General features: G+C 56.8%; 7 protein-coding genes. 3 read left to right on the top strand and 4 right to left on the bottom strand.

Features of this window, described 5'->3' with window-relative positions; all coding sequences use genetic code 11:
• Nucleotides 1–80 precede the first annotated feature (80 nt).
• Nucleotides 81–3,509, bottom strand: a complete 3,429-nt coding sequence (locus CU103_RS07050) for a YhdP family protein (RefSeq protein WP_146147755.1) — start codon at nt 3,507–3,509, stop codon at nt 81–83.
• Nucleotides 3,510–3,617: 108 nt separating this feature from the next.
• Here CU103_RS07050 and bcp point away from each other — a divergent pair, with 108 nt between their 5' ends.
• Nucleotides 3,618–4,091, top strand: a complete 474-nt coding sequence (gene bcp, locus CU103_RS07045; RefSeq protein WP_106663179.1) for a thioredoxin-dependent thiol peroxidase — start codon at nt 3,618–3,620, stop codon at nt 4,089–4,091.
• 117 nt (nt 4,092–4,208) lie between these two features.
• Nucleotides 4,209–5,480 carry a M23 family metallopeptidase gene (locus tag CU103_RS07040; protein ID WP_106663351.1) on the top strand — a complete coding sequence of 424 codons (1,272 nt, stop codon included), beginning with the start codon at nt 4,209–4,211 and terminating at the stop codon, nt 5,478–5,480.
• A gap of 61 nt (nt 5,481–5,541) precedes the next feature.
• Here CU103_RS07040 and prfB read toward each other — a convergent pair.
• The 3 genes from prfB to CU103_RS07025 all read right to left on the bottom strand — a co-directional run bounded on the left by prfB (nt 5,542) and on the right by CU103_RS07025 (nt 10,721).
• Nucleotides 5,542–6,670, bottom strand: a protein-coding gene (gene prfB, locus CU103_RS07035) for a peptide chain release factor 2 (RefSeq protein ID WP_106663178.1) whose coding sequence is annotated in 2 segments (ribosomal slippage) — nt 5,542–6,600 and nt 6,602–6,670 — 1,128 coding nt in all. Because the reading frame shifts where the segments join, the coding sequence is not laid out codon by codon here.
• Between the two features lie 113 nt (nt 6,671–6,783).
• Nucleotides 6,784–9,243: a penicillin-binding protein 1A gene (locus CU103_RS07030; RefSeq protein ID WP_106663177.1), complete on the bottom strand. Its 2,460-nt coding sequence runs from the start codon at nt 9,241–9,243 to the stop codon at nt 6,784–6,786.
• A gap of 272 nt (nt 9,244–9,515) precedes the next feature.
• A complete protein-coding gene (locus CU103_RS07025) occupies nt 9,516–10,721 on the bottom strand; it encodes an N-acetylmuramoyl-L-alanine amidase (RefSeq protein WP_106663176.1) in 1,206 nt (401 codons plus the stop codon).
• A gap of 813 nt (nt 10,722–11,534) precedes the next feature.
• On the opposite strand from CU103_RS07025, the gene CU103_RS07020 reads away from it, so the two are divergent.
• Nucleotides 11,535–14,474 carry an Rne/Rng family ribonuclease gene (locus CU103_RS07020; protein ID WP_106663175.1) on the top strand — a complete coding sequence of 980 codons (2,940 nt, stop codon included), beginning with the start codon at nt 11,535–11,537 and terminating at the stop codon, nt 14,472–14,474.
• Nucleotides 14,475–14,487 lie beyond the last annotated feature (13 nt).

The following is a 14,487-nucleotide window of genomic DNA, read 5'->3' as shown; positions in this document are numbered from 1 at the left end:
CTGGCGATTTCTAGCACTTAGCAAGGGCTAAGATGCTGAAATCGCTTTCTCCTCCACAAAGGGGAGATAAGTTTGGCTCTCTACTGAAACTCGAAGATCGAGCGGAAAATGCCGGGCGCAATCACCGAGATCGGGTTGACGGTAATCTGCGGTTGCTTCAGCGGGCCTGACAACTTGTAGGTGATGCCGATCAGCCCGCGGTCCCGTCCGTTCCCAAGCAAAAGCCCGAGAATTGGCAACTCGCCAAAAATGCGGTTGATGCCATAGGCGGGCATGAATGTACCAGTCAGGGACATATTGCCCTGTGGATCGCTGAGCACGCCCTGGAACGTTGTCCCAATGGTCGAGCCACGAATGACGCCATTGGCGAGATTGGTATAGTTCGAACCCTTTTCGATCTGCGAGAAACCGCGATCGAATGTCACTGTAGAAACGTCGATGTTTTTCTGCACCGCATCGTTCAGGCTCGTGCCGTTTGGCGATGTTGAGACCAGTTTTGCAAGACGGGGCTCGTTGACCAGCGTGAAGTTCCGCGCATCAACTTGACCTCGCAACGGACCGTCGCCCTTGGAATCCAGCGCGACGCTGATGGTGCCGCCCGACATCTTGTCATAGAAGCCGAAGAACCGCAGGACCGCGCCGGCATCTTTTGACTGAAGACTAATGGACCGTGCGCCACTTTCAGAACTGTCCGTGGCAATCGCCTTTTGCCCGGATTTCGTTATCGCGTTAAAGGCAAGGCCGGAAACGTTCGAGCCTACTCCTTCATAGGAAAGTGAAACATTGCTGAAGCTTTCCGAATAGAAGCCCGCTACCTCGCCAATGTCCGCATTGACCAGGATACGCTGCTTGCCACCGCTATCGGCGTTCTTTTGTTTCTTGTCCGTGATCTGATTGAGCAACGGCCGCGCATCAAACGAGTCGCCCTTCACATCCACACGATAGCCATACTTGGTCCGGGAGACCTTGACGGCAATATTGTCACCGCGGTTGAGCCTTACATCGCTGAAATCGGCGGAAGTCAGGTCACCGCCTACGACCTTTACGTCGCCGCGCAGGCGGAACGTGTCGCCAGATACATCCAGATCGCGGATATTGACGTTGTCTCCGTCCTGCTGCAGCGCAAATTTGGCACTCGCCTTGACTCCAGCACCCTTGGTCCAACCCAACTGGGCCAACTTGATTTCGGCCTTGGTCAGATCGGCGATGGCAAGCCGCGAGCCATCCGGGGCCTTGTCGATATCAACCGATATCGGCCCCGAAAGCAGCGGGTCGAGCGCTGGAAACAGCGCATTGCGTGTCTTGTCGTCGAGCTGGAGGGTTACGTTCCGTTCGCGTTTGGCTGTGTTGCTTCCCAATGGTTCAAACAATTTGACTTCAGCAGGAATACCATTGAGCTGCGCCTTTGCATCGATGCGTGCCTCGTCTTCGGTGACGAACAGCGTGCCATCCGCGTCCGTGATTGTCTGCCCGTCAATTTTCTTGGCGATTGAAACATCGGACAGAGCCATCTCCGCCGACCACTTCAAACTGCCTTTCGGCGAACGGCGAGTCACCGGGAACGTCACCAGCACATGGGTCTTCACATTGCCCTTGATGTCTTCCGGTGCGAATGGAAGATTCTTCAGGCCGTTGATCGGCTTGAAGCCGATAATTTCGGCCACCGCCGAGGCATCGCCCTCCAGATTGAGATCAAGCTCGGACAAAACCGGCCGCTGCGGTCCCCAGGGAATGATGAGCGTGCCGTTGACAATCCGCGCTTCGCGGTTCTTTGGGGTAAAGGATGAGCCTTTCTCCAGATTGATGGTCGTATAGGCACCGCGCACGTTGATCTTGCCATCCGCATTGCGGACAGGTGGCAGATCACCAACGATATCGAAGCGTGAATTTTCTACCGCAAAATCAACCTGAACCTCGTCAGCCTTTAGCGGCGGCGGTTTTCCCGGACCATCGAACCGGCCGGCGGGGAAAATCACATCGATCCTGCTATCCTTTGCCGTACCGCCATAAAAGTTTTCAAGCACCCAGCGGCGTGCACCTGTGGCAACCCAGATCGGCCATAGCTGCTTGACATGCGCAACTGGCATCTTGGGAATGCGCAGCGCCAGCGTCATGGCCGGCGATCCCTTGCCAAATGTCGCACCCGCCTGTCCGTACAGTTCGCTGTCGGCATTGGTGCGCACGGCAATTTCCGAAACGTCAAGCTGCTTATGTGCTTGGTCATACCGCCCGGCAACCCGCGCATTGAACGCAAGTGCCGGCTCGGTGGAATCCTGCGGGGCCGAGGTGGCCTGCTGCGTGATCAATTCGAACCGGTAGCCGGCGTTTGCCGGCGCGACGCCATCCGTGGAGCGGGGCTCCGGTCCCACTGCCCCTTCGACAACACCTTTGAACGCCCCGAAATGGATATTGGAAGGTTTGATTTCGACTTTGTCCGTGCCCGATACATGCTCGAAATTGATCTGCGACTCCACCACCATATCGTCAACATTGCCGATCGTAACCGGGCCCTGGCCCACATTGATCGTGCCTCGTATGCGCGCCGGTTCGGATATGGTAGCGGCGGTTCCGTCCAGCTTCACCTCGGCTTGGTTATCATAGGCAAGATACGCTCCATCCGGTTTGATGCCGTCAATATCCGGAACAGGTGCAACGCCAAATTTGCCGCTCAGTGGAATCTCGCTGATCGCCAGGGAAAAGGCCTCAACTTTGGCACCAATCGCCGACCGATCCGCCTGGGCGAAAACCTCGACTTCTTTGCCGCGCCATTCCACCGTGCCCTTGATAGCTACCGGGCCGCCCGTCTCCGAGAGGTCGAGTTTGACGATACGCAGGCGTTCCGGTGCGCCGGCAACCGTGAAATCAAACGACGTATCTGAAATCGTTATGTCGCGTGTCTCGCGCTGATCGAGCAGGGAGACTGCACCTTCGAGACCGGCGAAAATCACATCCGTTGCACCATCGAGATTGACCAGACCGCGGTCATCCATGGGCACCAGCGACATGAAATCGAATGGAACCTGCGAGGTAACCCTGATGTGAGCACCATCGAGTTCGAGTCGCTCGACCCGCACATCGCCGCGCAGGAGAGGCAGCGTAGCCAATCCGATACGCACCGAGCGGACATCGTTGATTTCAATGCCGCGTTTCGTGTCGGCAATATTGACGTTTCGCGCCTCGAGGGCCACGTGGCGGCGCTGATCCAAGGAGATTTGTGCGGATTCGATCGTCGCATCAGCCTCCGGCCCAAGCACTGTCTTGAGCGCCAGCTGTGTGCGCTGCGTCAGCGCTTCGCCGCCCACGCCGACGCGCAGAACCACGAAGGCTATGCCAGCAAGAACGGCAATCAAAATAAGAAATGAGGAAACTGCACCGCAGGCAAACCGCAGACGGGACCGCTTTGGCGGCATCACCACGGGAACCTCGCTTTGTTCGAAAGCCGAAGGGTAATGGTGCAGTTTTGTGAAGTCTCGCTTTGTGAAACGGACTTTTTCCGGTTTCTCTGTCAAATTCCCAAGCCAATTGAGGAATCAATTGGGAAACCGTAGACGATTCCCGTGCCTCTCTATAGTTGCGTAACTGAGGCTCGCATTCAATAATGAAAGAAAGGCATTCCTATGACAGCTTTGGATATCGGCAGCAAAGCCCCCGATTTCACCTTGCCCCGCGACGGCGGCGGCACGATTACCCTTTCAGGTTTACGCGGAAATCCGGTCATCCTGTATTTTTATCCCAAGGACGATACCAGCGGCTGCACGCAGGAAGCGATCGAGTTTTCCGGGCTCAAACCACAATTTGAAAAGCTTGGCGCAAAAGTCATCGGCATGTCGCCGGATCCCGTCAAGAAGCACGACAAGTTCAAGACAAAGCACGACCTCAAGGTTGAGCTGGTTGCCGACGAGGATAAGGCCATCATCGAATCCTACGGGCTCTGGGTTGAGAAGAGCATGTATGGCCGCAAATATATGGGCGTGGAGCGGACAACCTTCCTGATCGATTCGGACGGCAAGATCGCAAAAGTCTGGAACAAGGTCAAAGTTCCGGGTCATGCGGCCGAGGTGCTCGAAGCAACCAGGACGCTCCGGGCCTAGTTTGCATGTTTCAGTTGAAATTCGGATGAGAATCTCACCTTTGTCAGGGTTTATTAACCCTAACGGAGTGTAATGATTTCACAAATTGAAGCTGCAAAATCGACGGGCGTAGCCGCAATGAAGAAGGTCAAATATCCCAGCATCTTCGGCGCCACGAGAGAACCTCACACGATTATCATCGCACGGGGCGAAACGATCCGTCATTTCACTGTCAGGCCTTGGGCGGCGCTTCTTGGCGGCACCCTCGCCCTCGGCCTCGCCGGCAGCTATCTGCTCGCGACCTCGTATCTTGTCTTCCGTGACGACCTCATCAGCGGCAGTGTCGCGAGGCAGGCCCGCCTGCAGCAGGCGTATGAGGACCGTATTGCAGCCCTGCGCACACAGCTCGACCGCGTTACGAGCCGGCAATTGCTCGACCAGAAATTGATGGATGGTAAAGTTGCCGAACTTGTCCAACGGCAAAAGACCCTGAGCGAACGGCACGAGAAGCTTGCGCCCCTGCTTCAGCGCGCCGGAACAGCCTTGCCGATAGAGCCAGAAACCAACCTTGTCATGGATCGGGACGGCCAGGGCATCGTGCATTCCGAAGAACCGGATGGCTTCTACGGCATTGATCCGATCATTACGGGACCGACCACCTCAACGCGCAAGCCGCCGCCGCGCGATAACAAAGCCAGAACCGGGATAGACAAGGCCGAGATTCTGGATTCCGTCGACCATTCCCTGAACACGATCGAATACCGGCAAGCCAAACAAATACAGACGCTATCGAATAACGCCTATGAAAGCGCCGACAAGATCATGGAAGCGCTGGCGGCAACCGGCGTCAAACCGGTTCTGGATGATGACAAGTGGGGCGCCGGCGGTCCGTTGCTGCTTGCCAGCACAAGTCCCGTAGCCGGATTTGACACCAAGCTTGTGGACCTTGATGAAGCACTTGCACGACTTGAAGGAGCCAAGGCTCTGGCGAAGGCCGTGCCGATCGCCAATCCGGTCCCCGGCATGCCGGTCTCAAGCCCCTTCGGCGCGCGAAGAGACCCGCTTCTCGGCATGATGGCGTTCCACTCAGGCATGGATTTCCGCGCTATTTCCGGAAGTTCTGTACTGGCCACGGCCAACGGGACAGTGACGGCAGCCGACTATACCGGCGGTTATGGCAATATGGTCGAGGTAGACCATGGCAACGGCCTGTCCACGCGCTATGGCCATATGAGCCAGATCCTCGTGAGTGCCGGCCAGCACGTCAATTCGGGCGATGTTCTCGGTAAGGTCGGCAGCACCGGCCGGTCCACCGGCCCTCACCTGCATTACGAGGTTCGCAAGAATGGCAATGCGATCAACCCCGCCAGCTATCTTACGATTGGACGGCAAATCGCGGCGGAACTTTAGGCTGAAGCAGAAACACAAGGGCTGCCGGGATCATGTTGAGCTGGGAGCCGCCTGACGCACGTCAGGCGATGTCTTCCACTTCCGCATCCGTGCCATGCACGCGGTGTGCAAGCGCGGCCTCCATGAACGTGTCGACATCGCCGTCGAGCACATCTTGCGGGCTCGTGCTTTCAACGCCCGTGCGCAAGTCCTTCACCAGCTGGTAGGGCTGCAGCACGTAGGAACGGATCTGGTGACCCCAGCCGATGTCGGTCTTGGAAGCTGAAATTGCATCCGCCGCCTGCTCGCGCTTCTCAAGCTCCGCCTCATAGAGACGTGCGCGCAACATCGACCATGCGGTCGCGCGGTTCTTGTGCTGCGAACGCTCTGCCTGACACTGTACGACGATGCCGGTTGCGATGTGGGTAATGCGAACGGCCGAATCGGTCGTGTTGACGTGCTGGCCGCCGGCACCGGACGCGCGGTAGGTGTCGATGCGCACATCAGCTTCCGTGACCGCAATATCGATATTGTCGTCGACGACCGGATAAACCCAGATACTCGAAAACGAAGTATGCCGGCGCGCGTTGGAGTCGTATGGCGAAATACGCACCAGCCGGTGCACGCCGGACTCCGTCTTCAGAAGGCCGTAGGCATTGTGTCCCTTGACGAGAATGGTCGCGGACTTGATGCCCGCCTCTTCGCCGTAATGCACTTCGAGCAGTTCGACCTTCATTCCTTTGCGTTCGGCCCAGCGCGTATACATGCGCAGGAGCATCGATGCCCAGTCCTGACTTTCCGTGCCGCCAGCACCGGAATGCACTTCGAGATAAGTGTCATTGGCATCCGCTTCGCCGGAAAGCAGTGTGTCGATCTGACGGCGATCGACCTCCTGCTTGATGCTGCGAATGGCTTCTTCCGCCTCGGCGACGATCGACTTGTCATCCTCCTCCTCGCCCATGGCGATGAGTTCGATGTTGTCTTCCAGAGACTGGGTCAAGGCACGGATTGAGTTGATGCTGTCTTCCAGCTGCTGGCGCTCGCGCATCAGTTTCTGGGCTTCCTGCGCGTCATTCCAGAGAGATGGGTCTTCGGCAAGCTGATTCAGATAGCCTAAGCGTTTGATTGAGGTATCCCAGTCAAAGATGCCTCCTCAGCAGGCTTATGGCCTGCTTGATCTCGTCGACCAGCGTCTCAATTTCGGCGCGCATTGGCTGTCCGTTCCTTCTTGTCTTTTTATGGCTTTCAGATTTCGGCGGACCATATTGACTGGTCCGCTCGATGTAAAGTCTTCAGCGTTCCACGAAATGCGGAAGGGAAGCGGCTAAAACAGCCCGCCGCCGCCACCCTGCAGGGCACGATTGACGTTGGGAGATTGCACCCCAACCGGCGACCCTTCTGAGAATGTATCCATGCCGATTACGGAATAACTGTCCGCAGGTCCCGTACCCGGCTTGAACGCTTCCATGATGACATTCGGGCCGTCAGGAGATGCGCGCATGCCCGTCTTTCGGTCGATCGGAATAACTGTCATGCCTTCCGGAACGCGAAAATCAACGGAACGCTGGCCCTGGAGCGCAGCCTCTGCAAAGTCCCTGAACACCGGAGCAGCAAGACCGCTACCGGTAAAGCCTTTGCCCATCGGAACGGGCGTGTCGTAACCAAGATAGACACCAAAAACGAGATCCGGCGTGAAACCGATGAACCATGCATCCTTTTCGTCATTGGTGGTGCCGGTCTTGCCGGCGATCGGACGATTGAGGCTCTTAAGGATAGTCGCAGTACCGCGCTGAACGACACCCTCCATCATCGAGGTGATCTGATAGGCCGTCATCGGATCAAGCACCTGATCGCGATCGTCGATGAGTTCCGGTTCAGGCTGATCCTTCCATTCGGCGGCCGAGCAGTTCTCGCACTTGCGCTCGTCGTGTTTGAAGACGGTCTTGCCATACCGGTCCTGGATTCGATCGATCATCGACGGCGTTATCTTGCGCCCGCCATTGGCGATGATCGAATAGCCGGTGACCATGCGCAGAACAGTCGTCTCACCCGAACCGAGCGCCATTGCAAGCACGGGCAGCATCTTGTCATAAATGCCGAAACGCTCGGCATATTCGGCGACCAGCTTCATGCCCATGTCCTGGGCAAGCCGAACGGTCATCAGATTGCGCGATTGCTCAATGCCATAACGCAATGTCGATGGACCGGCGAACTTTCCACCATAATTCTTGGGAGCCCAAATACCGAGGCTGCCGCCCTGGTCAACCGAGATCGGTCCATCGAGCACCACCGAAGCCGGCGTATAACCATTGTCGAGTGCCGCGGAATAGACGAACGGCTTGAAAGATGAGCCCGGCTGACGCATCGCCTGCGTTGCCCGATTGAATTCTGATTCGGCAAACGAGAAGCCGCCAACCATGGCCAGCACGCGACCAGTATGCGGATCCATCGCTACCGCGCCGCCCTCGATCTTCGGGACTTGATGGAGATCAAACGCCGTATCGCTGCCTTCTTTCTTCTGGACGAAAATCACATCGCCGACGTTGAAGATATTTTCCAGCGTTTTAGCCGTGGTGCGCTTTTCATTACTGAGCAATCGGAACGCCCATTTAATGTCCGCGGCATCAATAGTGCCCTTCTTGCGTTCATTGACAAGCTTGTCCGAGGTTTCCCGTTCCGGCTGCAGGCCGATAATCGCCTGTTCCGGCGTGACTTCCAGGACCACGGCCAATTGCCAATCCGGCACGTCGGAAAATGCCTTGATTTCAGAGAGCGGAATTCCCCAATCGCCATTGGTCGAAATTGTCTTGTAGGCACCCCGGTAGCCCCGCGCCTCATCATATTTGAAGAGACCTTGTTGAAGCGCTGCGCGGGCCTGAACCTGCATTTTCGGATCGAGGGTCGTGCGGACTGACAATCCACCTTCATAAAGGGCATTCTCGCCGTAGCGGGCGATGATCTGGCGGCGTACTTCCTCGGCGAAATACTCCGAAGCGAAAAGATAGTTGCCGGTATGGCGCGGCGTGACGCCCAAAGGCTCTGCCTTTGCTTCTTTCGCTTCCTCCATGGTTACATAGCCGTTCTCAGCCATGCGATCGATGACCCAGTTGCGGCGCTCGACCGCCCGTTCGGGTTGGCGGAACGGGTGGTAATTGGAAGGCCCCTTGGGCAGCGCGGCAAGATAGGCAACCTCGGCGACAGTCAGTTCGTTGACCGATTTGTTGAAATAAGTCAGCGCAGCGCCGGCGATGCCATAGGAATTCAGACCAAAGAAAATCTCGTTGAGATAGAGTTCGAGAATGCGGTCCTTGGAATAGGCTTGCTCGATGCGGAAGGACAGAATCGCTTCCTTGACCTTGCGTCCGATGGTTTGGTCGTTGCTCAACAGGAAGTTCTTCGCCACCTGCTGGGTAATGGTCGATGCCCCCACGGGCCGCCGGGAACCCCAATTCTGGATATTGGTCATCACGGCGCGGGCAAGGCCGCCGATATCAACACCCGGATGCTGGTAGAAGTTCTTGTCTTCCGCTGAAATGAACGCAGCCTTTACCCGGTCCGGCACAGCCTGAATTGGCAAGTAAAGCCGGCGCTCGCGCGCAAACTCCGCCATAAGCTGGCCATCCGATGAATGGATGCGCGTCATCACTGGCGGCTCGTATTTCGCCAGAACCTCGTAATCAGGCAGATCCTTCGATATGCTGACGACGTAAAGCGCAACGGCAGCTGCTCCCAGCAGCGCCATCACTGTGCCGATTCCGAAAAAATATCCGATCAAGCGTATCATTTGTATCCGGAACCCATTTCACCTGTTGGCACGTATAAAATCAATGCATGCTCTCGATCCATGCAGATTGCGATGCGGGAATGACCAACCTTAAGGGTTTTCCCGGTCCGGCAACCACTTAGTGCAATGCCGAAAGCTCGTCGATGCAATTGAGCGACAAATGTGACAAAGGCAAGGAAAACTCGTTTCCCTTTACAATTTAAATACCAAATGTGGAGTTTCGGCAACGGAGAGGCCTGTGATTTTTTCACAACCCTAACGTGCAGGAATCCTCAGTTTAGCGCACCGGCCGTCTTCATCCCGGCATATTCACCGACAGCAGCCGCCAGTCGTTGCGCAACATGGCTGCGCCAGGCCGGATCGAGCATCAGTTTCTCATCTTCCTGATTGGAGAGATAACCGATCTCCACCAGAACGGACGGAACATCCGGCGCGCGCAGGACCTGGAAACCGGCGAACCTATGCGGATTGTTGATCATGGTGACGTCTTTCTTGAGGGACTTCACCACCGTCTTGGCGAAGCTTAATGAGAATGTGTGCGTCTCCCGGCGCGTCAGATCCATAAGAATATCCGCAATTTCCGGTGTTTCATTGTCGAAAGTGATACCGGCCACCGCGTCTGCTCGATTCTCGCGATCCGCCATGGCCCGCGACTCGGCATCGGAAGCCTTGTCTGACACTGTGTAAACCGTAGCACCGCGAATGCTGCCCCGATTGATCGTATCGGCATGTATCGAAATGAACAGATCGGCCTCGTACTGCCGGGCAATTCGCACACGCTCCGACAACCGCAGGAATGTGTCGTCGTTGCGAGTCATTTCGACGCGGATTCCAGGTAACTTGCCGAGTTCATCGCGCAACTGCTGCGCGAACATCAGTGTGACATTTTTCTCAAGACTCCCGCTGCCGCTTTCCGCGCCGCTATCGATACCCCCATGTCCCGGATCAACGACAACCGTGAACGGCTTCGGTCCCTTGCTGACCTCGTTGGCGGCGGCGCTCGCGATGCGGTCACCTTTCGGAGCCACAACCGTTGAAGCTGTCGTCTGGTTCTGTGCCTTCAGGGCGTCCGCGAACTTCTGGTCCGACGAGGCCACGAGGTCGGCCACAAGCCGATAGCCGGGGCTATTGTCATTCTTGATCACGTCAAGCCGCTCGACCACAAATGGGCCCTTGAGCGTGAAGATCAGTCTGGAACGTGAATCGTCGATCATGCCATAGCGCACATCCGTGATCAGACCACGCGACTCGATTGATTTCTTGTCGAAGGCGAAAACGGTTTTCGGCAGATCAATCGCCAATCGGTGCGGCTCGCCAAGCAGCATCGTCGATACTTCGGGTTCATGATCGAAATTGATGACAACGCGCGTACGCAGCTCGTCGCCAGCGGCCTGATAGGTCAGAGCCGCCAGATCATCGGCTGCATGTCCGTTATTCCCCGCCTGTGCAAAGGCAAGAAAACCAAAGAATGCAGCCATGAATATTCGACAGATCACACTCACCTCTTTGTCGTTCGAAGCTATCGGGCAGGCGTTTCCCGATGCACACCTTGTATCAGACCGGGCACGCATTGGCACTCTGCCCGGGACATACTATCTATGACTATTAGGTAAGGAACCATGGTTAATAATGTCTTATGCAAGCTTATCTGGCGGGCGCGTCGATGACACGATTATGAAGAAGGCCTTGTCATTACGCGACACACCTCCTAAAAGCAAAGGTGGGTTACTTTCCGCCCCCCGGAATCAGGCTCTTTGATGTCACGGCGAACGACCGGTTGACACCGACGGCAGAGGTACGGAGCGGCGATGCGAAGCTTCGCTGTAGGTAACCGATAAAGAATTTGGCGCGAGCGGACAGGGATTGTCAGCAGCGCTTTTGTAACGGCAGATCGCGCAGACAAGGCGCGTGGAGCCAGCCCTTTCGAGGGTGTTAACGCATAACCCCAAGAATCATTCCGATTTTTGGATAAGGATTATGCGCAACGTTAATTGTTATTGCGTCCTTTGTGCGTCCAAAAAAGAACGCACGGCGCAGTAACTGGGTCGGCATTGCAAACAAGCGTGCCATTCGTGAGGTCGTTTCGTCAGGAACAGGAATGTTTGGTACAGACGTGATTTTAACCGGCTTGCAAGCCGCGGCTGCCCGAGGGCAGCTCCGCGCGATGCCGTGTCTGTCTGTTTCTGCGAACTTTAATAAATCCGGCAAATGTGAAGACGCGGCTCCAGGAACCTTACGGGTGTCCTGGCTGCCCCGCGTCGACAGCGTTTTAGCCGGGGAGAAGAATTATAATGTCGGACAAAATGCTAATCGACGCCTCCCACCAGGAGGAAACACGCGTTGTCGTGGTTCGCGGCAACCGGATTGAAGAATTTGACTTTGAATCGGAACACAAGAAACAAATCAAAGGCAATATCTACCTGGCGCGTGTTACGCGCGTAGAACCGTCCCTTCAGGCTGCATTCGTTGAATATGGCGGCAATCGCCACGGCTTCCTCGCATTCAGCGAAATTCACCCAGATTATTACCAGATCCCAGTCGCCGATCGTCAGGCTCTGATAGAGGCCGAGGCAGAAGCTGCCAGCCAGGATGAAGATCATGAAGAGCATGCAAACGAGCAGCGCAGCCGTGATCGCAACGATCGCAGCTCACGCAATCGCCGCCGCGGCCGTCGTGGTCCGAGGCAGAATGACGATTCGGTAAAGCTTGAAGCTTCCGACGAGGAAAACGTCAGTGAGTCCGGCGACGATTACGGGGCAACTGAACACGCCGCCGCGGACGAATCGGCTGATGACAGCTCGTCCGGGGAGAGCAGTGGCCAGACACGCGCAGCATCGATCGACGCGGATGTGATTTCGGAAGCCATCGTTGTCGAGGCGGATGACGCAACCGGGAGCGAGTCCGAAGAAAGGCCCGCATCCGACGCCGGTGATCACCGTTCGAGAAGGTCCAGGGGCCGTTCTAACGAAGACAAGGACGAGGTGCACGACGAACTTGATGAAGTCGAGTCCGTTGGAGCCGAGGATGCGATGGAGGAGGTACCGACGCATCAGCGCTTTCAGCGCCGTCAGTACAATATCCAGGATGTCATCAAGCGCCGGCAGATCCTGCTGGTTCAGGTTGTCAAGGAAGAGCGTGGCAACAAAGGCGCGGCTCTTACGACGTACCTCTCGCTTGCAGGCCGTTATTCCGTATTGATGCCGAACACTGCACGTGGCGGTGGCATTTCGCGCAAGATAACCAGCATTCAGGACCGCAAGCGTCTGAAGGATATCGTCAAGGATCTCGAAGTGCCGAAGGGCATGGGCGTAATCCTGCGCACTGCCGGTGCCATGCGTACCAAGCCGGAGGTCAAGCGCGATTACGAATACCTGATGCGCTTGTGGGAGAACGTCCGCAGTCTCACCCTCGCATCAACTGCACCTACCCTCGTCTACGAAGAAGGCAGTCTGATCAAGCGCTCGATCCGCGACCTCTACAACAAGGATATCACCGAAATCCTCGTTGCCGGCGAGAACGGATATCGCGAGGCCAAGGACTTCATGCGCATGCTCATGCCGAGCCACGCCAAGGTCGTTCAACCCTATCGCGAATTGACGCCGATCTTTGCTCGCAATGGTATCGAAGCGCAGCTGGACCGCATGCTGCAGCCGCAGGTGACGCTCAAGTCCGGCGGCTACATCATCATCAATCAGACTGAGGCGCTGGTGGCAATCGATGTCAACTCCGGCCGCTCGACCCGCGAACATTCCATCGAAGACACTGCCTTGCAGACGAATCTTGAAGCAGCGGATGAAGTTGCGCGTCAACTTCGATTGCGCGATCTTGCCGGGCTGATCGTCATCGATTTCATTGACATGGAAGAGAACCGCAACAACCGCGCGGTGGAAAAGCGGATGAAGGATTGTCTGAAAGATGATCGCGCCCGCATTCAGGTCGGCCGGATCTCGCATTTCGGTCTTCTTGAGATGTCGCGCCAGCGCATCCGCGCCAGCGTTCTTGAAAGCACGACCCAAGTGTGCGCCATGTGCGGCGGCACAGGCCACGTGCGCTCCGCGTCCTCCATCGCTCTGCACGTCATGCGGTCGATCGAGGAATATCTGCTGCGCCACTCCCAGAACAATATCATTGTTCGTACGACGGTCGCGACTGCTCTCTATGTCCTCAACCACAAGCGACAGAACCTCGCCGATCTCGAGACACGCTTTGGCCTGACCATAAGCATAGAAGCAGACGACAGCGTCGGTGCCCAGCATTTTGCCATCGACAAGGGTTCTCTGGCGCTCGGACCGATCATTCCGCTGACCGAGACACCGACGATCGGCATCGCCGATGATTTCGATGAAACCGACCCGGTCGTCGAAGATGCGGATGAGGACGTCACAGAAGCCCAGACGGGCGAACCTGTGAGAACCGCCGACAATGACGATGCATCGCGTAAGCGCAGACGCAAGCGGCGTCGTCGCGGTGGTCGCGATCGCCAGGAATCAGCCGGCGCGGAGCAAGGCCAGTCAGTCCGTAGCGACGACGATGCCGATGATGCCGACCAGCCTCCGGTTGAAGGCGAGGATGCTGCTGCTACCAAAGCACGCGAGGAAGAAAACGAGCGTCGCAAGAAGCGCCGCCGCGGGCGTCGTGGCGGTCGCAAGAACAAGCGCGATGGCGACGATACGGACAGCCGGGTCGCCGCTAAGATCGTTCCGGACGCCGAGCCGGTGTTTGTGTCGATCCCGTTGCCGGATTTTGCCAAGCCAAAGACGATCGAAGCGATCGCCGATGCGGCAGAGGCAGCATCCGTGTTTGTGACCGCAGAGGCGCTTGTCACCGACGCACCAGCAGTGATCGACGAAGCTCCCGCGAAGAAACCCGTCAAACGCAAGTCTCGCGCCAAGGCGGCAATTGAAGCGGCCGAAATCGCCGTCGCCGAGGTCCTTGCCGAAGCGGAATTGAAAGCACCGGCCAAACCGAAACGCGCACCGCGCAAGTCGGCAAAAAAAGTAGAGGCCGTTGAAGCAGTTGCTGACGAAGCGACTTCCGCTGTGGAAGCGCCTCAAACAGCTCCTGTGCAAACGCAGCCTGAGCCGGAACCGGAGCAACCCGCACCGGCGCCCGAACCAAAGAAGGTCGAGGAGAGCAAGCCAGTTGTTACCTCCTCCACCGCGAAGGAAAAGAAAAACGAAGGTGAACCGGCGCCCAAGCGTGGCTGGTGGCAAAAGAAGGGCTTCTTTTGAGCTTCAAAAGCCC

Origin of the sequence: Phyllobacterium sophorae, assembly GCF_003010965.1 — a bacterium.
GTDB classification, from domain to species: Bacteria; Pseudomonadota; Alphaproteobacteria; order Rhizobiales; family Rhizobiaceae; genus Phyllobacterium; species Phyllobacterium sophorae.
Note: the sequence above shows the minus strand (reverse complement) of the source record. Positions and strands in the feature narration are given on the sequence as shown.

What these genes read in the sequence shown, in the direction of transcription:
- CU103_RS07020 (WP_106663175.1), top strand. Translation starts at nt 11,535, where the DNA reads ATGTCGGACAAAATGCTAATCGACGCCTCCCACCAGGAGGAAACACGC.
- CU103_RS07030 (WP_106663177.1), bottom strand. Translation starts at nt 9,243, where the DNA reads ATGATACGCTTGATCGGATATTTTTTCGGAATCGGCACAGTGATGGCG.
- CU103_RS07025 (WP_106663176.1), bottom strand. Translation starts at nt 10,721, where the DNA reads ATGGCTGCATTCTTTGGTTTTCTTGCCTTTGCACAGGCGGGGAATAAC.
- CU103_RS07040 (WP_106663351.1), top strand. Translation starts at nt 4,209, where the DNA reads ATGAAGAAGGTCAAATATCCCAGCATCTTCGGCGCCACGAGAGAACCT.
- bcp (WP_106663179.1), top strand. Translation starts at nt 3,618, where the DNA reads ATGACAGCTTTGGATATCGGCAGCAAAGCCCCCGATTTCACCTTGCCC.